The organism is Pseudomonas sp. Lz4W (genome assembly GCF_000346225.2).
In the GTDB taxonomy this organism is placed as follows: Bacteria; Pseudomonadota; Gammaproteobacteria; order Pseudomonadales; family Pseudomonadaceae; genus Aquipseudomonas; species Aquipseudomonas paraversuta.
This window is the reverse complement of record NZ_CP017432.1, coordinates 4,839,949-4,859,931: the sequence shown is the minus strand read 5'-3', so window position 1 is coordinate 4,859,931 and position 19,983 is coordinate 4,839,949. Positions and strand designations below refer to the sequence as shown.

The 19,983-nt window shown below is 58.2% G+C and carries 16 protein-coding genes; 11 read left to right on the top strand and 5 right to left on the bottom strand.

Annotation, left to right across the window (positions count from 1 at the left end; translation table 11 throughout):
* Positions 1-117 precede the first annotated feature (117 nt).
* The 3 genes from B195_RS22120 (at position 118) to B195_RS22110 (ending at position 3,241) form a co-directional block, all read left to right on the top strand.
* The gene (locus tag B195_RS22120; RefSeq protein WP_003438269.1) at positions 118-750 is read left to right on the top strand and encodes a LysE family transporter; all 633 of its coding nucleotides are present in this window, start codon (positions 118-120) and stop codon (positions 748-750) included.
* 66 nt (positions 751-816) lie between these two features.
* Complete coding sequence (locus tag B195_RS22115; RefSeq protein WP_003438271.1) at positions 817-2,715, top strand: cytochrome c/FTR1 family iron permease; 1,899 nt, start codon at positions 817-819, stop codon at positions 2,713-2,715.
* 73 nt (positions 2,716-2,788) lie between these two features.
* The gene (locus tag B195_RS22110) at positions 2,789-3,241 is read left to right on the top strand and encodes a YaiI/YqxD family protein (RefSeq protein WP_003438273.1); all 453 of its coding nucleotides are present in this window, start codon (positions 2,789-2,791) and stop codon (positions 3,239-3,241) included.
* On the opposite strand, the gene elbB is transcribed toward B195_RS22110, so the two are convergent.
* Positions 3,242-3,907 carry an isoprenoid biosynthesis glyoxalase ElbB gene (gene elbB / locus B195_RS22105; RefSeq protein ID WP_003438276.1) on the bottom strand — a complete coding sequence of 222 codons (666 nt, stop codon included), beginning with the start codon at positions 3,905-3,907 and terminating at the stop codon, positions 3,242-3,244. It lies immediately after the preceding gene.
* Between the two features lie 109 nt (positions 3,908-4,016).
* Between elbB and B195_RS22100 the strand changes: the two genes are divergently transcribed.
* Positions 4,017-5,255, top strand: a complete 1,239-nt coding sequence (locus tag B195_RS22100; protein WP_003438282.1) for a sterol desaturase family protein — start codon at positions 4,017-4,019, stop codon at positions 5,253-5,255.
* Here B195_RS22100 and B195_RS22095 read toward each other — a convergent pair.
* Entirely contained in the window at positions 5,233-5,853 is a 621-nt protein-coding gene (locus B195_RS22095) for a DedA family protein (protein WP_003438283.1), read from the bottom strand. The genes B195_RS22100 and B195_RS22095 overlap by 23 nt on opposite strands.
* Before the next feature lie 435 nt (positions 5,854-6,288).
* Here B195_RS22095 and ppk1 point away from each other — a divergent pair, with 435 nt between their 5' ends.
* On the top strand, positions 6,289-8,523 hold the full coding sequence (gene ppk1, locus B195_RS22090; protein ID WP_003438285.1) for a polyphosphate kinase 1: 2,235 nt from the start codon (positions 6,289-6,291) through the stop codon (positions 8,521-8,523).
* Between the two features lie 114 nt (positions 8,524-8,637).
* Here ppk1 and ppx read toward each other — a convergent pair whose 3' ends face one another.
* Positions 8,638-10,140 carry an exopolyphosphatase gene (ppx, locus tag B195_RS22085; protein ID WP_003438287.1) on the bottom strand — a complete coding sequence of 501 codons (1,503 nt, stop codon included), beginning with the start codon at positions 10,138-10,140 and terminating at the stop codon, positions 8,638-8,640.
* A 473-nt stretch (positions 10,141-10,613) separates the two neighbouring features.
* Between ppx and trxA the strand changes: the two genes are divergently transcribed.
* The 5 genes from trxA (at position 10,614) to B195_RS22060 (ending at position 17,066) form a co-directional block, all read left to right on the top strand.
* Positions 10,614-10,943 carry a thioredoxin TrxA gene (gene trxA / locus B195_RS22080; protein ID WP_003438289.1) on the top strand — a complete coding sequence of 110 codons (330 nt, stop codon included), beginning with the start codon at positions 10,614-10,616 and terminating at the stop codon, positions 10,941-10,943.
* 233 nt (positions 10,944-11,176) lie between these two features.
* Positions 11,177-12,436, top strand: coding sequence for a transcription termination factor Rho (gene rho / locus B195_RS22075; RefSeq protein ID WP_003438291.1), 1,260 nt, complete (start codon positions 11,177-11,179; stop codon positions 12,434-12,436).
* Between the two features lie 116 nt (positions 12,437-12,552).
* Positions 12,553-14,562, top strand: a complete 2,010-nt coding sequence (locus tag B195_RS22070; RefSeq protein ID WP_003438293.1) for an acyltransferase family protein — start codon at positions 12,553-12,555, stop codon at positions 14,560-14,562.
* 69 nt (positions 14,563-14,631) lie between these two features.
* Positions 14,632-16,098, top strand: coding sequence for a 4-hydroxy-3-polyprenylbenzoate decarboxylase (gene ubiD / locus B195_RS22065; protein WP_003438295.1), 1,467 nt, complete (start codon positions 14,632-14,634; stop codon positions 16,096-16,098).
* Positions 16,098-17,066, top strand: coding sequence for a CDP-6-deoxy-delta-3,4-glucoseen reductase (locus B195_RS22060; protein ID WP_003438302.1), 969 nt, complete (start codon positions 16,098-16,100; stop codon positions 17,064-17,066). The genes ubiD and B195_RS22060 overlap by 1 nt, the downstream gene beginning before the upstream one ends.
* 52 nt (positions 17,067-17,118) lie before the next feature.
* Here the strand turns inward: B195_RS22060 and B195_RS22055 are convergent, their stop codons facing one another.
* Positions 17,119-17,568 carry a hypothetical protein gene (locus tag B195_RS22055; protein WP_003438304.1) on the bottom strand — a complete coding sequence of 150 codons (450 nt, stop codon included), beginning with the start codon at positions 17,566-17,568 and terminating at the stop codon, positions 17,119-17,121.
* 248 nt (positions 17,569-17,816) lie between these two features.
* Between B195_RS22055 and B195_RS22050 the strand changes: the two genes are divergently transcribed.
* Positions 17,817-18,461 (top strand): gamma-glutamylcyclotransferase, encoded by a 645-nt coding sequence (locus B195_RS22050; RefSeq protein ID WP_003438305.1) that lies wholly within the window; start codon positions 17,817-17,819, stop codon positions 18,459-18,461.
* On the opposite strand, the gene glpT is transcribed toward B195_RS22050, so the two are convergent.
* A complete protein-coding gene (gene glpT, locus B195_RS22045; protein ID WP_003438307.1) occupies positions 18,458-19,807 on the bottom strand; it encodes a glycerol-3-phosphate transporter in 1,350 nt (449 codons plus the stop codon). The two genes, B195_RS22050 and glpT, sit on opposite strands and share 4 nt — an antisense overlap.
* Positions 19,808-19,983: the final 176 nt, after the last annotated feature.

Genomic DNA, 19,983 nt, shown 5'->3' with positions numbered 1-19,983 from the left:
TGAGCATCGCCGGCAAGCCGGCTCCCACAGGTAGCGGCCAACTACAAAAATCAGTGGTCAATTTTCAGCCAGCGCATTAGCTTAAGGACTTGTTACAGCATTTGTCCGAGGTGTGGGATGTCGTTGGAAACGTGGTTGGCCTTTTTCGCTGCTTGCTGGGTCATCAGCCTGTCGCCCGGTGCGGGTGCTATTGCTTCGATGTCGTGTGGCCTGCAGTACGGTTTCTGGCGTGGTTACTGGAACGCCCTGGGCCTGCAACTGGGTCTGGCATTGCAGATTGCGATTATTGCCGCCGGTGTTGGCGCAGTGCTCGCCGCCTCGTCCACCGCTTTCTATGCGATCAAATGGTTTGGCGTGGCTTACCTGGTTTACCTCGCGGTCAAACAATGGCGTGCATTGCCTGCGGACCTCAGCGATAACGCTGCCGTGCGCCCCATTGGCAAGCCGCTGGCGCTGATCTTCAGAGGATTTCTGGTGAACGTCAGCAACCCCAAGGCGCTGGTATTCATGCTTGCGGTCCTGCCGCAGTTCGTCGACCCGAGTGCACCTCTGGTGAGCCAGTACCTGACCCTGGGTGTGACCATGATTTGTGTCGACCTTATCGTCATGGCCGGCTACACCGGTCTGGCTTCGAAAGTCCTGCGCTTGCTGCGCACGCCCACACAACAGCGGCGCATGAACCGCACTTTTGCCGGTTTGTTCGTCGGTGCGGCAGGCTTTCTGGCGACGCTGCATCGCGCCACCAGCTAAAGATCTTGAGTCACGGTCATTGGAAGTGAACAATGTGTTACTTCTCATTTCCATCCGGATTTATTAATGACCGCCCGCTCGCGTTTTTTAGCCTGGCTGATAGTGCCAGTGTTCGCGTTGTGCAGCCTTGCTGTGTCTGCCAACTCCCCGGAAGGCGCCTCACAAGCGCTGCATCTGATCGACTACATCGGTGCGGACTACCCGCCTACAGTTGAAGATGGCAAGGTCATCGATGACACCGAGTACCGCGAACAGCTGGAGTTTTTGACGGTTCTCAAGGGTCTGGTCGCAGACTTGCCGCAACGCCCTGAGCGTGCGGAACTGGTGCAGGGCGTCAGTGCCTTGCAGTCAGCCATTGAGCAGCGTACCGATGGTGTGAGCGTGGCCCGCGAGGCGCGCCAGTTGGGCGCCAGACTGGCACTGGCCTACGAGGTCAGCCAGGCCCCTGTCATCACCCCGGATCCGACCCGCGGTGCACCATTGTTTGCCCAGCATTGTTCGGTGTGCCATGGCCCGACCGGGGCTGGCGATGGCCCGGCAGGCGTCGGCATGACGCCACCACCGGCCAACCTGCGCGATGCACAACGCCTTGATCGTCTGAGCCTCTATGGGATTTTCAACACCCTGGGCCTGGGCATTGAAGGCACGGATATGCCGTCGTTTGCCGATCAGCTGGATGAGCGTCAGCGTTGGGACCTGGCGACCTATATCGCGGGGTTGAGTGTCAATCCGACGGCTGCCAAAGCGGACAAGACGTACAACCTGGCAGACCTTGCCCGTCTCACACCTAACGAGGTGCTGGTTGCTGAGGGGCCTGAAGCGACCGCCACTTTCCGTGCTCAGCGCGCCGTGCCACCACAGGTCAAGCGCGGCCCGGCGCAGTTGCTCGATTACACCGCGCAAACCCTCGACAAAAGCCTGGCGGCCTATCGTGCCGGTGATCGCGAACAAGCCTACGACTTGTCGGTAGCGGCTTACCTGGAAGGTTTTGAGCTGGTCGAAAGTTCGCTGGATAACGTCGACAGCAACGTGCGTAAAAGTACCGAAAAAGCCCTGATGGCTTATCGGCAATCGTTGCAGGACGGCTTGCCCACCGAACAGGTGGAGCAGCGTCTGGACGCGGCCAAAGCCTTGCTTAAGCAGTCTGCCGGGCTATTGGGCAGCGATGGCTTGAGCTGGTCCCTGAGCTTTATCTCGGGCTTGCTGATTCTGCTGCGCGAAGGCCTGGAAGCGATTCTGGTGCTGGCGGCGATCCTCGCCTTCCTGCGTAACACCGGCCAGCAATCGGCGGTGCGCAGCGTCAATGCGGGCTGGGCCCTGGCTCTGGTTGCAGGCCTTGCGACCTGGGCGTTGGCGGCCTATGTGATTGATGTCAGTGGCGCCCAGCGCGAACTGCTGGAAGGCTGCACGGCCTTGTTTGCCAGCGTCATGGTGCTGTGGCTGGGGGTGTGGATGCACGACCGCCGCCATGCGGCAGCGTGGCAGGACTACATCAAGAGCAGCCTGGTCGGTGGTGGTGGGCGTTTCGGCTTTGCGATCCTGGCGTTCTTCTCGGTTTACCGGGAGTTGTTCGAAGTGATCCTGTTCTACGAGACCCTGTGGCTCCAAGCAGGTCCGGCAGGCCACAACGCGGTATTGGCGGGCGGTGCCACGGCGCTGGTGCTGTTGATGGGGTTGGCGTGGATTATCCTGCGCGGCTCGGCCAAATTGCCGCTGGCCCTGTTCTTCGGCATCAATGCCGCATTGCTGTGCGCACTGTCGGTGGTGTTCGCCGGTCACGGCGTCAAAGCACTGCAAGAAGCCGGGATCTTTGGCACGCGGCCAGTGGCATTCTTCGAGTTTGACTGGCTGGGCATTCATGCCGATGCTTACTCGCTGGGCGCGCAGGCGCTGGCAATCGTGGCGATTATTGTGCTCTACGGCCGCAGCAAGCCGGGTGGCAAGCGCCCCGTGCACACCGCGTAATTGCCCCCATATCTTGTAGACGCGAGCTTTCAACAGCTCGCGCCTGCAAGTCATTTGATAAAGGAGTTTCCCCATGCGTGTCTGGATTGACGCAGATGCTTGCCCCAAGGCCGCGAAGGATCAAGTGATCAAATTCGCGCTCAAACGTCAGTTTGAGGTGGTGTTGGTGGCGGGGCAAAGCCAGGTCAAGCCGACGTACGCGCTAGTCAAACTGATTGTGGTGCCCAGCGGCCCGGATGCGGCGGATGATTATCTGGTGGAGCACGCGGTGCCCGGTGAGTTGGTGATTTGCAGCGATGTGCCCTTGGCCGACCGGCTGGTGAAGAAGGGCGTGGCCGCGCTGGACCCGCGGGGCAAGGAGTTTGACCCGCAAAACATGGGCGAGCGGCTGGCGGTGCGTAATCTGTTTACTGATCTGCGCGAGCAAGGCCAGATGGGCGGCGGGCAGGGCGCCTATGGCGAACGCGAAAAACAGGCGTTCGCCAATTCACTGGACCGGATCCTGACCCGGCTGGCGCGGGGCTGATCAGGCCTCGTGGGTCAGCTCCAGTACCCGGTCGACCATTTTGTTGATGCCTGAAGCTGCTTCGCTGATCGATTGGGCGAGCATATAGGCCGGGGTGCTGACCAGTTTTCGGGCTTTGTCCTCAACAATGTCAGTCACTTCGCACTCTTTGTGGGTTGCACCCATTTTGCCCACGGCTGCTGCTGTTTCAGGGTCTTTGCCGATGGTGCAGGTCACGCCAGGGCCGTAGATCTTGGCGGCTATGGCCGGAGAGATACACATCAACCCCACTGGCTTGCAGGCCTGGGCAAAGGCTTCGGCCAGGGCCAGCACGTCAGGTTGCACGGTGCATTCGGCGCCCCTGGCGGCAAAGTCAGAAAGATTTTTTGCCGCGCCAAACCCGCCCGGGACGATCAGCGCATCAAAGTCATCGACATTGGCTTCACGAATATCCTTGATTTCACCGCGCGCGATCCGCGCCGACTCCACCAGCACGTTGCGCGACTCGGGCATCTCGTTGCCGGTCAGGTGGTTGATCACATGATGCTGGGCGATGTCGGGTGCGAAACACTGCACTTTGGCGCCGCGCTGGTCCAGGCGCAGCAGGGTGATGACGCTTTCGTGGATCTCGGCACCGTCGTAGACGCCGCAGCCAGAGAGAATCACGGCAACTTTTTTGTGGGTCATGTTGGGTCTCCTTGTTCGTGGCGTTAATGTCGCCTGATTTGGCGTTTGACGCCATAGGGGGTTGTCCCGGGAACGCCTACGCTTGGTTGATCTTGGGGTGAGGTGTGCAATGAAGCTGATTCTGTATGCAGTGCCGTTCTTCTTTGTGCTGATCGCGGTGGAGTTGCTGGTCGACCGCTGGCGTGCAATGCCTACCTATCGCCTTGCAGACACGATCAACAGCCTGAGCACCGGGGTGCTGTCGACCACCACCGGGTTGCTGACCAAGGGTGTAGGACTGGTTACTTACGGCGTCGCCCTGAAATATCTGGCAATTACCGAACTGCCTGAAGACAGCCTGTGGGTCTGGCTGTTTGCCTTTGTATTCTACGACTTCTGTTACTACTGGCATCACCGTCTGGGGCATGAGCGCAACGTGCTGTGGGCCGCGCACTCGGTGCATCACCAGAGTGAGGACTACAACCTGTCCACGGCCCTGCGCCAGACCAGTACCGGCTTTATATTTGGCTGGATTTTCTACCTGCCAATGGCCGTTTTGGGGGTGCCGTTGTTGGTGTTCGTTACGGTGGCGACCCTCAATCTGCTCTATCAATTCTGGGTCCACACGCGGCATATCCCCAAGTTGGGCTGGTTCGAGTGGTTCTTTGTATCGCCGTCCAATCACCGGGCTCACCATGCGCAAAATGCTCTCTACATGGATCGCAATTACGGCGGGGTGTTCATTTTTTGGGATCGCCTGTTTGGTACCTTTCAGGAAGAGGACGACGCCGAGCCAGTGATTTTCGGGGTCACGACACCGCTCAAGAGCTGGAATCCGCTGTGGGCCAACTGGCAGTTCTATGGTCAGTTGCTGGCGGATGCGCGGCGCACCCAACGCTGGCGGGACAAGTTGCGTATCTGGTTTATGCCCACCGGTTGGCGGCCTGCGGATGTCGCCGCGAGGTACCCGCTGCACAAGTCGGACCTGAGCCAGTTCGAGAAATTCGAAGTGGCATTGCCGCCTCGCCAGCAGCTGTATATCGCGCTGCAATTTGTGGTCTATGTGGCGCTCGGCAGTTATCTGCTGAATCTGGGCGAGACTTTGCCGCCGCCGGCGTTGATTTTGGGGTGGGGATATATGGGGCTGGGTTTGTTTGTGCTGGGGGCCGGGCTGGAGAACCGGCCCTGGGCACTGAAGCTTGAATGGCTGCGCCTGGCGCTGAACCTGCCACTGCTGTGGCTCGCCCCGTGGGCGGGACTATGGCCGGCCAGCGCACTGGGCTGGGCCGGCCTGTTCAGCTACAGCCTGTTAAGCGTGGCCGGTCTCTATATGTGCAGAAACCGGGTTACTCAGCTGGCGGGTTGTTAGCTTCTTCAGCGGCCCGGATTTTTTCTTCGAGAGCAGCCTTTTTGGTCAGACGGGCATTTTTGAAGCGCCGACGCGCCCACAAGCCCAGGCCCAGTACCAGCAAGGCGCCCAGCACCCATAGCTCATACTTCTTGACGCTGCCCAGCAGGCCCTCAAGCACGGCACCGAAGTGGTAGGCGGCGGTTGCCAGGGCAATGGCCCAAATGGCTGCACCAATACCGTTGAGCAGCAAGTAGCGGCCCGGCGGGTAGCCCGACAGACCAATGGCTACAGGCATGACGGTACGCAGGCCGTAGACGAAGCGGAAACTCAAGACCCAGATATCCGGGTGCTTGCGAATGTGCTCCAGTGCCTTGTCGCCCATGAGTTGCCAGCGCGGTTTTCGCGCCAGTAATTTGCGGCCGTGCTTGCGCCCCAGGAAGTACCACAGCTGGTCGCCGGCATAACTGCCGAGGAATGCCACGATCATCACCAGCTTGAGGTCCATGTATCCGCGGAACGCCAGGAAGCCTGCGAGAACCAGAATGGTCTCACCTTCAAAGAACGTCCCAAGGAACAGGGCGAAGTAGCCAAACTCTTGAAGAAATTGTTGGAGCATTGTCTGGATGCTGGCGAAATGAACGCGCAGCCTACGCCTTAAGGGACATTCAGGAAAGTATCGAAATGTGTCTTGGCGTTAACAATTCCTACAAATGGTGTGTATTTGACTTACATCATTGGTGTTGTCATCTAGTGTTCATGGCGGGTGGATATAACCATCGCGCGTAGCTGTTTTGAGTGCTCAACCTGTGGCGGCTGGCAGGCCCACGATCCTGCAACGCCGGGCAGTCACGGTCGCCGGCAGGCCGGCTCACTGAAGATCGCGGCCATAGCTCAGAACAATTTCGACAAATCACCCTCTAACTCGGCTCCAGCCCGCATAAAGCGACTTCGAGCGGTTTAAACCCACTGGCGTTGGTGGCATTCTGGCAGCTCGATTGCACGCGCCGCTTAACTGTTACGAGAGTCAAACCCGCTCTTACAGGAACACTCAATGAATACCGAAGGACAGACAGAACTCGTTGCTACAGAGGCCGAGCCGGTTGTTGAACCGGTCGCTCAGACCCCGCCCGTGCCGCAAGGTCACGTCGCTGTCGTGCCTGAGGCGCCTGCGGCGCACCCGACGATTGCCATTCCGGGTCTGGATGACAGCAGTCTGTATATCCACCGCGAGCTGTCGCAGTTGCAATTCAACATTCGCGTGCTGGAACAGGCGCTGGATGAGTCCTATCCGTTGTTGGAGCGATTGAAGTTCCTGCTGATCTTCTCCAGCAACCTGGATGAGTTTTTCGAGATTCGTGTCGCGGGCTTGAAGAAGCAAATTACCTTCGCCCGTGAGCAGGCGGGCGCTGACGGCCTGCAGCCGCATCAGGCGCTGGCGCGGATCAGTGAGCTGGTACATGGCCATGTCGACCGCCAGTACGCGATCCTCAACGATATCCTGTTGCCCGAGCTTGAAAAGCATCAGGTGCGCTTCATTCGCCGCCGCCACTGGAACACCAAGATCAAAGCCTGGGTGCGCAAGTTTTTCCGCGACGAAATTGCGCCCATCATCACCCCGATCGGCCTTGATCCGACGCATCCGTTCCCGTTGCTGGTCAACAAGAGCCTGAACTTTATCGTCGAGCTGGAAGGCATCGACGCCTTCGGCCGTGATTCGGGTCTGGCAATTATCCCGGCCCCGCGCCTGTTGCCGCGGGTGATCAAGTTGCCTGAAGACGTCGGCGGTACAGGGGACAACTACGTGTTCCTGTCCTCGATGATTCATGCCCATGCCGATGACCTGTTCCAGGGCATGAAGGTCAAGGGCTGCTACCAGTTCCGCCTGACCCGCAACGCTGACCTGTCGGTGGACACTGAAGATGTAGAAGACCTGGCCCGCGCCCTGCGTGGCGAGTTGTTCTCGCGTCGCTATGGCGATGCGGTGCGTCTGGAAGTGGCCGACACTTGCCCCAAACATCTGTCCGATTACCTGCTCAAGCAGTTCAACCTGCATGAGACCGAGCTGTATACGGTCAATGGCCCGGTAAACCTCACGCGCCTGTTCAGTATCACCGGTCTGGACAGCCATCCCGAGCTGCAATACACGCCATTCACTCCGGCGATTCCGAAGCTGTTGCAGAACAGCGAGAACATTTTCAGCGTCGTCAGCAAGCAGGATATTTTGCTGCTGCACCCGTTTGAGTCGTTCACCCCTGTGGTTGATTTGTTGCGTCAGGCCGCCAAAGACCCGCATGTACTGGCTGTGCGCCAGACCCTGTATCGCAGCGGTGCCAACTCTGAAATCGTTGATGCGCTGGTGGATGCTGCGCGTAACGGCAAAGAAGTGACTGCCGTTGTGGAGCTGCGTGCGCGATTTGACGAAGAGTCCAACCTGCAGCTGGCCAGCCGCCTGCAAGCTGCCGGTGCCGTGGTGATCTATGGCGTGGTCGGTTTCAAGACCCACGCCAAAATGATGCTGATTCTGCGCCGTGAGGCGGGGGAGATCGTGCGTTATGCGCACCTGGGTACCGGTAACTACCACGCGGGCAACGCCAAGCTCTACACCGACTACAGCTTGCTGACATCGGATGACGCGCTCTGCGAAGACGTCGGCAAGCTGTTCAGCCAGTTGATCGGCATGGGCAAGACCTTGCGCATGAAAAAGCTCTTGCATGCACCCTTCACCCTGAAGAAGGGCATGCTCGACATGATTGCCCGTGAGACCCAGTTCGCGTCGGAGGGCAAACCTGCGCATATCATCGCCAAGTTCAACTCCCTGACCGACCCGAAAATCATTCGGGCGCTGTACAAGGCCAGCCAGGCCGGGGTGCGGATCGATTTGGTAGTGCGCGGGATGTGTTGCCTGCGGCCGGGTATTCCGGGGGTCTCGCACAACATTCATGTGCGCTCGATCATTGGTCGCTTCCTGGAGCACACGCGGGTGTTCTACTTCCTCAATGGCGGCGAAGAGCAGATGTTCCTGTCGAGCGCTGACTGGATGGAGCGCAACCTGGATAAGCGGGTCGAAACCTGCTTCCCGGTGGAGGGCAAAAAGCTGATTCTGCGGGTCAAGAAGGAGCTGGAATGCTATCTGACGGACAACACCCACAGCTGGAGCCTGCAATCGGACGGCCGTTACATTCGTAACACGCCCACCGGGAATCAAAACCCGCGCAGTGCCCAGGCAACCCTGCTGGAGCGTCTGAGCCTGCCGGTGTTGACGGTGAGCACCGGCCCATCGGTGTAAACCCCGGCCCTGCAGCAGCCTGCCAGCCTGGTGATGAATACGCCGCGGTTATTCTTGAGCACCGCGTTGATACCATCGCCAGGCAAGCTGGTTTCTGCAGAAGTGTTTGCTTGATCAGGACACTGTCAGAACAATCCCGACCCGGGTCAGCCATTGGGCTTCTTGCTCAAAGTCGGCCTGGGTCAAGGGGTTTTGCTCCAGCCAGCCTTCGGGGAAGATCACCTCGAGATGGTCGCCCTCGGCACGCAGCTTCACCTGCGACGCTTCCTGATTGCCACGGATGTGGTAGAACAAAATCGCAAAGCGCAGCAACACGCACAGGCGAATCAGTTTGATGCCTTCGGCGCCGAACTCGGCGAATTTGTCCTTGGGAATATTACGGCGATGGCCGCGTACCAGCAGCGCGAGCATTTGCTGGTCTTCACGGGAGAACCCGGCGAGGTCGGAGTGCTCGATCAGATAGGCGCCGTGTTTGTGGTAGTGGTAGTGGGCGATATCCAGCCCGACTTCATGCACCTTGGCCGCCCAACTCAACAGTTCACGCCAGATCCCGTCCTTGAGCTCCCATGACTTGGCCACTTGATCGAAGGCACGCAGCGCTTTGCGCTCGACCCTTGCGGCTTGTTCGCGATCTACGTGGTAGCGGTCCATCAGCGAGCTGAGGGTGCGCTCACGCACGTCTTCATGGTGATGACGGCCCAGCAGGTCATACAGCACGCCCTCACGTAGCGCGCCGTCGCAATGGTCCATGCGCTGCAGTTCGAGGGAGTCAAAGATGGCCTCAAGAATCGCCAGGCCCGCCGGGAAAATGGTACGACGGTCAGGCTTGATGCCTTCAAAGTCGATTTTGTCCGCTTCGCCCAGTTTGAACAGTTTGCGCTTGAGCCAGGCCAGCCCTTCGGCGTTGACTTCACCGTTGCCGTGTCCGCCAGCCTTGAGGGCCAGGCCGATGGCGCGAATGGTGCCGGAGGAGCCGATAGCCTCGTCCCAGGTCAGGCGGTGCAGCGCGTGCTCAATACTCATGATTTCGAGGCGGGCAGCGGTATAGGCCTGGGCGTAACGGGCCGGAGTGATTTTACCGTCGCGGAAATAGCGCTGGGTGTAACTCACGCAGCCCATTTGCAGGCTTTCGCGCAGCAGCGGTTCAAAGCGCTGGCCGATAATGAATTCGGTACTGCCGCCGCCGATGTCAGCGACCAGGCGTTTGCCCGGAGTATCGGCGAGGGTGTGCGATACGCCCAAATAGATGAGGCGCGCTTCTTCTCGGCCAGAAATGACCTCGACGGTGTGCCCCAGGATCTCTTCTGCGCGCACGATGAATTCGTTGCGGTTGCGGGCTTCTCGCAGGGCGTTGGTGCCCACGATTCTCACGGCACCCAACGGCATGCCGTTGATCAGTTGGGCAAAGCGCTTCAGGCAATCAAGCCCGCGCTGCATGGATTCTTCGTTGAGTTTGCGTTCTTCGTCGATGCCGGCAGCTAATTGAACCTTCTCACCAAGTCGCTCCAGGATACGGATTTCTCCGTTCTGGGCCTTGGCCACCACCATGTGAAAGCTGTTAGAACCCAGATCAATAGCGGCGATCAGGGATGGATTCTTGCTTTGGGATTGGGGCATGGTTGAAGGGTCTCGGTCGATAACTTCGCCATCGTGCCACGATCAAACGCTCGCGCCAACGCGTAGTATCAGATGCATTGATGTGGCGCACGTAAGCAATGACGTTAGCTGCTCCCGGCGGGTTCGTATTTTGCTGTGCGATTCTTCTTTTTTGTAGAAGCGTGCTGTTAATCCCTTTGCACGGCTCGCGAGCAGGCTCGTTCCTGCAGCGGGTTGGTGCCGATGAAATTCGCCAGCTCCGTGGGCTTTACCCTGATGCATAAACCCCCCGTTTGTCCCCGACTTCCCGGGCGAAGCGCATTTCATGGGTCGCCGCAATCGGGCCCGTCCCGTCGATGGCGCCGGGGCAAAGGTACGGGCGATACCTTTGCTCAAGCAGCTCTATAGTAAGAGTCAATCAAGGGTCAGCTTCCTGAACGCGGTGATGACAGCTATGATGTGCTACGTTTTTGCTTACAACCACGGAGACTTCCATGAGCAGCGATCTTATTAAACACGTCACCGACGCTAGCTTTGAGGCCGATGTTCTCAAGGCTGAAGGCGCTGTACTGGTCGACTACTGGGCTGAATGGTGTGGCCCTTGCAAAATGATCGCGCCAGTTCTGGACGAGATCGCCGAGACTTACAAAGGCAAGTTGACTATTGCCAAACTGAACATCGATGAGAACCAGGAAACCCCGGCCAAGCACGGCGTACGTGGTATTCCAACGCTGATGTTGTTCAAGAACGGCAACGTCGAAGCCACCAAGGTTGGTGCATTGTCGAAGTCGCAGCTGGCAGCATTCCTCGACGCCAACATTTAAGCGTCGATAAAAGCCCCGCAAAATGCGGGGCTTTTTCATGGCTCAGGGACTAGACGCTATGAAACTCAAGTGGTACATTCGGCCCCGCACTGGTTTCTCCACTGCCCCCTGCAAGCCGTCGCCGACGCACTCCTTATCGAATTAGTACGCGATCCTGTCGCCTTCTCTGCGGCGCGGCCTCATTAAGCCAAAAGCTTAATTTCCCCCTCCATAAATGATTACGTCATTCCTATATGAACCTGACTGAACTCAAGCAAAAGCCGATTACCGAACTGCTCGAATTGGCCGAACAGATGGGCATAGAAAATATGGCCCGTTCGCGCAAGCAGGACGTGATTTTCTCCCTGCTCAAAAAGCACGCGAAAAGCGGCGAGGAAATCTCCGGTGATGGCGTGCTGGAGATTCTCCAGGACGGCTTCGGCTTCCTCCGTTCCGCTGACGCTTCTTACCTGGCCGGCCCAGACGATATTTATGTCTCGCCAAGCCAGATTCGACGCTTCAACTTGCGCACCGGCGACACCATCGTCGGTAAAATCCGTCCGCCAAAAGAAGGCGAGCGGTACTTCGCCCTGCTGAAAGTCGACACGATCAACTACGATCGTCCAGAGAACGCGAAAAACAAGATTCTCTTCGAGAACTTGACCCCGCTGTTCCCGACCGTACGCATGAAGATGGAAATCGGTAACGGTTCCACCGAAGATCTGACCGGTCGTGTGATCGACCTGTGCGCCCCGATCGGTAAAGGTCAGCGTGGTCTGATCGTTGCTCCGCCAAAAGCGGGCAAGACCATCATGCTGCAGAACATCGCGTCCAACATCTCGCGTAACAACCCTGAAGTGCACTTGATCGTTCTGTTGATCGACGAGCGTCCGGAAGAAGTTACCGAAATGCAGCGTACCGTTCGTGGCGAAGTGGTTGCTTCCACGTTCGACGAGCCACCAACCCGCCACGTGCAGGTTGCTGAAATGGTGATCGAGAAGGCCAAGCGCCTGGTCGAACACAAAAAAGACGTGGTGATCCTGCTCGACTCCATCACCCGTCTGGCTCGTGCCTACAACACCGTTATCCCTAGCTCCGGCAAGGTACTGACCGGTGGTGTCGATGCTCACGCCCTTGAGAAGCCAAAGCGTTTCTTCGGTGCTGCGCGAAACATCGAAGAAGGCGGCTCGCTGACCATCATCGCTACCGCGCTGGTTGAAACCGGCTCGAAGATGGATGAAGTGATCTACGAAGAGTTCAAAGGCACCGGCAACATGGAACTGCCTCTGGACCGCAAGATCGCTGAAAAGCGCGTCTTCCCGGCGATCAACATCAACCGTTCCGGCACTCGCCGCGAAGAGTTGCTGACTGCCGATGACGAGTTGCAACGCATGTGGATCCTGCGCAAGCTGTTGCACCCGATGGACGAAGTTGCAGCCATCGAGTTCCTGATCGACAAGTTGAAGCAGACCAAGACCAACGATGAGTTCTTCTTGTCGATGAAGCGTAAGTAATACGTTTTCGGGTCTTAAAAAATGGCGTCCCTAGGGGCGCCATTTTTTTGCATTTAAAAGGAAGCTTTTGGGCTGGTACCGGTCAATAAAAACAATATTTCTGGATTTGGACATTGATGAGCTCTCTTGTATATCGCCGGGACATCGATGGCTTGCGCGCCATTGCCGTCATTGCTGTCGTCTTGTTTCACTTCGGGGTGCCGGGGCTGACCGGCGGGTTCGTCGGGGTCGACGTATTCTTCGTGATCTCGGGGTATCTGATCACCTCGATCATCTGGCGCCAGCGCGAGGCCGGGCGCTTCAGTTTCGTCGAGTTCTGGACCCGGCGTGCGCGGCGTATCCTGCCCGCACTGTTCGCCATGATTGCAGTCGTGCTCGCGGTGGGCTGGTTCTTGATGGCACCCAAGGACTACGAGCAACTGGGCCAGTCAGTTCGATACCAGGTGATGTTCGCCTCCAACCTGTTGTTCATGCGCCAGGATGGCTATTTCGATGTGGCCAGCGATTTAAAACCGCTGCTTCATACCTGGTCGCTGGCGGTTGAAGAACAGTTTTATATTGTTTTCCCGTTGCTGCTGACCCTGTTGGCCAGTCGCTTCAGGCATTGGCGTCTGGCCTTGTTTGGTGTGTTGCTGATCTCGTTCGGATTAAGCGTGTGGGCTGTTGCGCAACACCCTGAAAAGGCCTTTTTCCTGTTACCGATGCGGGCCTGGGAGCTGTTGGCTGGCGCGATGCTGGCGGTCGCACCGGTCAGTAAGACGCGCCTTACAGCCGCCGCCGCGCAATGCATAAGCTTGCTCGGGCTCGGACTGATCCTTATCGCGGTTTTCGCTTACGACAAAAACACCCCGTTCCCTGGAGCAGCAGCACTGTTGCCGGTGCTGGGTGTGGTTGCCCTGATTTGGGCCAATGAGCATCACAGCACCTGGGTAGGGCGTATTTTGAGTTCCCGCCTGCTGGTAGGGCTCGGCCTGATCTCGTATTCCTGGTACCTGTGGCATTGGCCGGTGTTTGTTTTCGCCAGCTATGCCGATGTGGATGAGCCAGGTCCCGTCCTCACCGGTGCGTTGATCGCACTGACACTGGTACTTGGATATTTGTCCTGGCGCTACATCGAAACCCCGTTTCGTGAGCGTCGATTGTTGGCAGGGCGGCGTCAGATTTTGCTCGCTGCGGGTCTGGGTATCCTGGTACTGGGGCTGGCCGGGCAAACGCTGCGCTGGACTGACGGTTTGCCGTCCCGCTTGTCCGAGCATGCGTTGCAGTACGCCAATGCCAGCCACTGGCGTCCTGAGTTGATGGCCTGTATCACCGACGACAAGAGCCCTGCCGATACGCCTTTTTGCCGCTACGGCAATAGCGCTTCCGGGTTCGAGCCCGCGCAGTTGCTGGTTTGGGGGGACAGTCATGCCACGGCATTGATTCCGGCGCTGGACGCCAACGCCCGGCAGCACGGGGTTAACGTGATGCTGGCCAGTTCGGCGGGCTGTTTGCCCCTTGAGGGGTTGGAACATGGCGAGCGCTGTGCCAATTACAACCGTCGCGTGGAGCAGGCCCTGAAGACGGAACCGTTCACGGATGTATTGTTGGTGGCCCGCTGGGGCCTGTACCTGTATGGCGACGCCAAGGGCGATCACGGCCATGCACTGAAGGGTGCCGATGGCCGTTATGACCCAGCCGTTGCCGAGCAGAGGCTTGCTGACGGCGTGCGGGCCAGGGTGGAGCAGTTGCGCAAGGCCGGCTATCGGGTCTGGCTCATGAAAGATGTACCGCTGCAGCCGTTCAATCCGCCGTACCGACTAAGCCGCCTGGCCATGCTGCATAAACCGACAGCCGACGTTGGATTTCCATTGGCCGACCACCTCAAGCAAAAAGCATTCATTAACCGCTTGTTCGCGCAAATTGCAGCAGCTGACGCCGGTGTCATGGTGCTGGATCCGACCCCGGCGCTTTGCGACGCCTCGGGTCTGTGTCGTGCGCAGCGCGATGGTCATTCGTTGTACACCGACGACAATCATCTGTCAGAGGCGGGTGCCCGGTTAATGCTGCCAGTGTTGGCGCCGGTGTTCGAAGAGGCGGCAGCTCAAGAGTTGACCGGCGTGAGTGAGGTGAATACGGCCCGCTGAGCAGCGATAAGCTGCCAGCTCACGCCATAGCAGGTAGGATGTACGCCTATTTTGAGGGTGCCAACGTCAATGAAATTCAAGGATCTTCGGGATTTCGTGCAGCAGTTAGAGCAGCGCGGAGAGTTGAAACGCATCCAGATTCCCGTGTCTCCTGTGCTGGAGATGACAGAAATCTGCGACCGCACGCTGCGGGCCAAGGGCCCGGCGCTGCTATTCGAAAACCCGACAGGACATACGATCCCGGTACTCGGCAACCTGTTTGGCACGCCTGAGCGCGTGGCCATGGGCATGGGGGCCGAGTCGGTCAGCGAGTTGCGTGAAATTGGCAAGCTGCTGGCCTTCCTCAAAGAGCCTGAGCCGCCTAAAGGTCTGAAAGACGCGTGGTCCAAGCTCCCTATCTTTCGCAAGATCATTGCCATGGCCCCGAAAGTCGTCAAGGACGCGGTGTGTCAGGAAGTGGTCATTGAAGGTGACGATGTCGACCTTGCCATGCTGCCGGTTCAGCATTGCTGGCCGGGCGACGTGGCGCCGCTGATTACCTGGGGCCTGACCGTGACCAAGGGTCCGAACAAGGACCGTCAAAATCTGGGTATTTATCGCCAGCAGGTCATTGGCCGCAACAAAGTCATCATGCGCTGGCTGAGCCATCGTGGCGGCGCGCTGGACTATCGTGACTGGTGCGAGAAACACCCGGGTCAGCCGTTCCCGGTAGCGGTGGCCCTGGGTGCAGACCCGGCGACCATCCTCGGTGCCGTAACGCCGGTGCCTGACAGCCTGTCCGAGTACGCCTTTGCAGGCTTGCTGCGGGGCAATCGCACCGAGCTGGTGAAGTGCCGTGGCAATGATCTGCAAGTGCCTGCCACTGCCGAAATCATCCTTGAAGGCGTGATCCACCCTGGCGAGATGGCCCCCGAAGGTCCTTACGGCGACCACACCGGCTACTACAACGAAGTCGACAGCTTCCCGGTGTTCACCGTTGAACGCATCACCCATCGGATCAAACCGATCTACCACAGCACCTACACTGGCCGGCCACCGGATGAGCCAGCGATTTTAGGTGTGGCGCTCAATGAAGTGTTCGTGCCGATTCTGCAAAAGCAGTTCCCGGAAATCACCGATTTCTATCTGCCGCCAGAGGGTTGTTCGTACCGCATGGCCATTGTGACCATGAAGAAACAATATCCGGGCCACGCCAAGCGCGTCATGCTGGGTGTGTGGTCGTTCTTGCGCCAGTTCATGTACACCAAGTTCGTTATCGTGACAGACGACGATATCAATGCCCGGGACTGGAATGACGTGATCTGGGCCATTACCACGCGCATGGATCCCAAGCGTGACACGGTAATGATCGACAACACTCCAATCGATTACCTCGATTTCGCTTCGCCGGTTTCCGGTCTGGGTTCGAAAATGGGGCTGGATGCAACCAACAAATGGCCGGGTGAGACCACCCGTGAATGGGGTCGGGTCATCGTCAAGGATGAGGCGGTCACACGCCGGATCGATGACATCTGGAATCAATTAGGAATAGATTGATGCGTGTAACCTTGCAGCCTTCAGGCGCGGTGCTGGAAACTTTGCCTGGAGAGCGGATTCTGAATGCGGCGCAACGCCTGGGCTATGAATGCCCGCAAAGTTGCCGCAATGGTAATTGTCATGTCTGTGCGGCCTTGCTGGTTGAAGGCCAGGTGGAGCAGGCGGGAGAAGTCCGCGATCACGGCGAATTTTATACCTGCCTGGCAGCGCCGCTTGAAGACTGCGTGGTGTTGTGGGACGGGGTGCTTGCGTTGGGAGAGTTACCGGTGCGTAGCCTGGCGTGTCAGTTGATTGAATGTGTCGATATGGGCGGCGATGTCTGGCGCGTACGTTTGCGTGCGCCGGCGGGCAAACCGCCGCGTTATCACGCAGGACAGTACGTGATGCTGGAGCGGGAAAATGGCGAGAAATCGGCTTTTTCCCTGGCCAGTGCCCCGCACTCCGGGCGTGATCTTGAGCTGCACGTACTGGTGCGCGAAGACAGCGCCCGCAGCCTGATCGAGCAGTTGCAGCGCAACAGGATGGTCCGCCTTGAGCTGCCGTTTGGCGACACGCACCTGTCCGAGTTGCCGGACGGCCCGCTGGTCCTGATCGCAGCCGGTACCGGCATGGCGCAAATGCACAGCCTGATCGAGCATTGCCGTGAGAAGGGCTTCCAGCACCCGGTGCATTTGTATTGGGGGGTGCGTCGCCCTGAAGACTTCTACACCCTGGAGGAATGGGACGCCTGGCAGAAGATTCCCAACCTGTTCCTGCACAAGGTCGTCAGTGACCTGTGTGGCTGGGAGGGCCGCTGTGGTCTGTTGCATGAAGCCGTGTGTGAAGACATCAGCGATCTGAAGGCGGTGCATGTCTATGCCAGCGGTTCCCCGGCGATGATCTATGGAACCCTCGATGCACTGGTCAATGCCGGAATGGACCCGCACCAGATGCGCGCGGATGTATTTGCCTACTGCCCGCGCCCTTGAAATCTGTGCAGGAGCGAGCTTCCTACAGCTCGCTCCTGCAGGTTTTCAAGCCTTAGATCCGCAGTCCGGCGGTGATCATGGCGGCATTGAAACCGAGCAACACCAGCTCGGCCGCCACGGGCCCGTAATAGGCCCCGATCGAGGGGATAATCACCGGCGCAACTCCGAAGCGATTGAGCGGGATCTTGTCCTGATACTCGCCGTGATAGCCTTCCAGCAAGCCACCGGTCAGCTTCAAATAGACCGGGTAGTTTTCACTGTCAAAGCGTTTGCCGGCATAGGCGTAATAAGAGCGCTGGCTAAATGAATTGCGAAAAGTTGCTCCGCCCGCAAGCCAGCCTGAAGCGTCGTTATATTCCAGGCCGATCAGATCCTGATTGTTATTGTGCTCGGGGTCTGGCGAAAAGTGTCTGGTATAGACACTGGTCTGCACGTACCAGAAGTCTTTGTCTTTTTGCTGCGTGTCATCCTGGGCCAGCGCAAAGCTGGCATGAGCCAACATAAACAGGCAACAGATTCCTGACTTTCTCATAGGGTGGCCTCTGTCATTATATTGGGGCGCAACACTATAGAGATCTGTGGTGCCAGTTACCTGAACCTGCGCCTTACACAAGTGTAATAAGCCAGGCCGGTTTTTCTAGGTTGCCACAGGTCCGGACCTGCAAGTCATTTGCTTTTTAGTGCTATACCATTCAGGTCGTTACTTTCGTTTACATCATGTAATGCGAGCAGGATCCAAAAGCCTTAGTTATGACTGTTATTGAATCTGTGTGTTTAAACCCGGATTACCCTCCGCGACTCGATCTTGGGGCGCCGTTGACCCCAGAACAACTTCAGCAATCCTTGCAAGCCACCATGGCCTGTCATCAAGGCGGCCCCGTCTGGTTATTCGCCTATGGCTCACTGATCTGGCGCCCCGAGTGTTCGGCGGTCGAGCGCAAGCGCGGGCGGGTGCATGGCTATCATCGCGGGCTGTATCTGTGGTCCCACGAACATCGTGGCACGCCGCAATGGCCGGGGCTGGTGTTTGGTCTGGACCGGGGCGGTTCGTGCAGCGGTTTTGCCTATCGGCTGCCTGAAGACAACCTCGATGCCTCGCTCTATGCCCTGTGGCTGCGTGAAATGCCGGTGCCGTCTTATCGGCCGCACTGGCTCACCTGCCGGCTGGAGGATGGCAGTCAGGTGCAGGCATTGGGGTTTGTGCTGGAGCGACATCTACCCAGCTATGCGGGCAACCTGTCGGACGGTGTACTCAGCCAGGTACTGGCCAACGCCAACGGGCGTTACGGCACTACTCGCGATTATGTCGAGCAGACCGTAAGCGCCCTGCGTAGCCACGCCATGCCAGATCTGAATCTGGAGGCGCGGCTCAAGCGTTGCATGTCGTTGTCTTAAGCGTCGGTTGCCCGCTCGGCACTGGCGACATTCTTGTGGCGCAGGGTCGGGATCATGAACGCAATCGCCAACAGGCATGCGCTGATCAGCAGTACAAAGCCGCCATCCCAGCCGAAGTGGTCAACCAGATAGCCCATGGCCGCACTGGCTGCCACCGAACCGCCCAGGTAGCCGAACAGCCCGGTAAAGCCTGCGGCAGTACCGGCTGCTTTCTTCGGCGCCAGTTCCAGGGCCTGCAAGCCGATCAGCATCACCGGGCCGTAAATCAGGAAGCCGATGGAGAACAGCGCGATCATGTCAATGCTCGGGTTACCCGGCGGGTTGAGCCAGTAAACCAGCGTGGCGACGGTCACCAGGGACATGAACACAATGCCGGTCAGGCCGCGATTGCCGCGGAAGATCTTGTCTGACATCCAGCCGCACAGCAGCGTGCCCGGAATACCTGCCCACTCATAGAAGAAGTACGCCCACGAAGTGGTGTCCACGGTGAAGTGCTTGGCTTCCTTGAGGTAAGTCGGAGCCCAGTCCAGGACGCCGTAGCGCAGCAAATAAACGAACACGTTAGCCAGGGCGATGTACCACAGCATTTTGTTACGCAGCACGTATTTGACGAAAATCTCTTTGGCGCTGAATTCGTCTTCGTGGCTGGAGTCGTAACCGGCCGGGTAATCATTCTTGTATTGCTCGATCGGTGGCAAGCCCACGGACTGCGGGGTGTCGCGCATGGTGATAAACGCAAACAGCGCGACCAGCAGGGCAACGGTAGCCGGTACATAGAATGCCGCGTGCCAGTCGTTGAACCAGGCCATACCCAGCAAAAACAGCGGCCCGATCAAGCCTCCGCCAACGTTGTGCGCCACATTCCAGACTGACACTACACCGCCGCGTTCTTTCTGCGACCACCAGTGAACCATGGTCCGACCGCTTGGCGGCCAGCCCATGCCCTGGGCCCAGCCGTTGATAAACAGCAAAATGAACATCATGGTGACGCTGGAGGTGGCCCAGGGTGCGAAACCGAAAATGAACATCACGCCTGCTGAAATCAGCAGGCCGAAGGGCAGGAAGAAGCGCGGGTTGGAGCGGTCGGACACCAGCCCCATGAGGAACTTGGACAAACCATAAGCGATGGCAATCGCGGACATGGCCAGACCCAGTTGACCCCGGGTGTAACCCTCGTCAATCAGGTACGGCATGGCCAGCGAGAAGTTTTTGCGCAGCAGGTAATAACCCGCGTAGCCAAAGAAAATACCCGCGAAAATCTGCCAGCGCAGACGTCGATAAGTACTGTCGATTTTTTCTTCAGGCAGGGGCGCCTGGTGTGCGGCAGGTCGAAAGAAAGCAAACATTCAAGAGCTCCAAATTTCTTGTTATATCAGCGAGCGCGAACGTTACATTTTCGTTACTGAAAATGACAGGCCTTACTTTCTGCTGTTATAGGAAAAATCCCACAGAGCACTTTCATTTGTGAACCTGTTGCCCGGGGGTGAAACCTTCCACAGCCCGCTTGGCAGACGCAACGGGT

Excerpts from the sequence above, each read along its gene's own strand:
- B195_RS22120 (WP_003438269.1), top strand. The coding sequence starts at position 118 with ATGTCGTTGGAAACGTGGTTGGCCTTTTTCGCTGCTTGCTGGGTCATC.
- B195_RS22115 (WP_003438271.1), top strand. The coding sequence starts at position 817 with ATGACCGCCCGCTCGCGTTTTTTAGCCTGGCTGATAGTGCCAGTGTTC.
- B195_RS22110 (WP_003438273.1), top strand. The coding sequence starts at position 2,789 with ATGCGTGTCTGGATTGACGCAGATGCTTGCCCCAAGGCCGCGAAGGAT.
- elbB (WP_003438276.1), bottom strand. The coding sequence starts at position 3,907 with ATGACCCACAAAAAAGTTGCCGTGATTCTCTCTGGCTGCGGCGTCTAC.
- B195_RS22100 (WP_003438282.1), top strand. The coding sequence starts at position 4,017 with ATGAAGCTGATTCTGTATGCAGTGCCGTTCTTCTTTGTGCTGATCGCG.
- B195_RS22095 (WP_003438283.1), bottom strand. The coding sequence starts at position 5,853 with ATGCTCCAACAATTTCTTCAAGAGTTTGGCTACTTCGCCCTGTTCCTT.
- ppk1 (WP_003438285.1), top strand. The coding sequence starts at position 6,289 with ATGAATACCGAAGGACAGACAGAACTCGTTGCTACAGAGGCCGAGCCG.
- ppx (WP_003438287.1), bottom strand. The coding sequence starts at position 10,140 with ATGCCCCAATCCCAAAGCAAGAATCCATCCCTGATCGCCGCTATTGAT.
- trxA (WP_003438289.1), top strand. The coding sequence starts at position 10,614 with ATGAGCAGCGATCTTATTAAACACGTCACCGACGCTAGCTTTGAGGCC.
- rho (WP_003438291.1), top strand. The coding sequence starts at position 11,177 with ATGAACCTGACTGAACTCAAGCAAAAGCCGATTACCGAACTGCTCGAA.
- B195_RS22070 (WP_003438293.1), top strand. The coding sequence starts at position 12,553 with ATGAGCTCTCTTGTATATCGCCGGGACATCGATGGCTTGCGCGCCATT.
- ubiD (WP_003438295.1), top strand. The coding sequence starts at position 14,632 with ATGAAATTCAAGGATCTTCGGGATTTCGTGCAGCAGTTAGAGCAGCGC.
- B195_RS22060 (WP_003438302.1), top strand. The coding sequence starts at position 16,098 with ATGCGTGTAACCTTGCAGCCTTCAGGCGCGGTGCTGGAAACTTTGCCT.
- B195_RS22055 (WP_003438304.1), bottom strand. The coding sequence starts at position 17,568 with ATGTTGGCTCATGCCAGCTTTGCGCTGGCCCAGGATGACACGCAGCAA.
- B195_RS22050 (WP_003438305.1), top strand. The coding sequence starts at position 17,817 with ATGACTGTTATTGAATCTGTGTGTTTAAACCCGGATTACCCTCCGCGA.
- glpT (WP_003438307.1), bottom strand. The coding sequence starts at position 19,807 with ATGTTTGCTTTCTTTCGACCTGCCGCACACCAGGCGCCCCTGCCTGAA.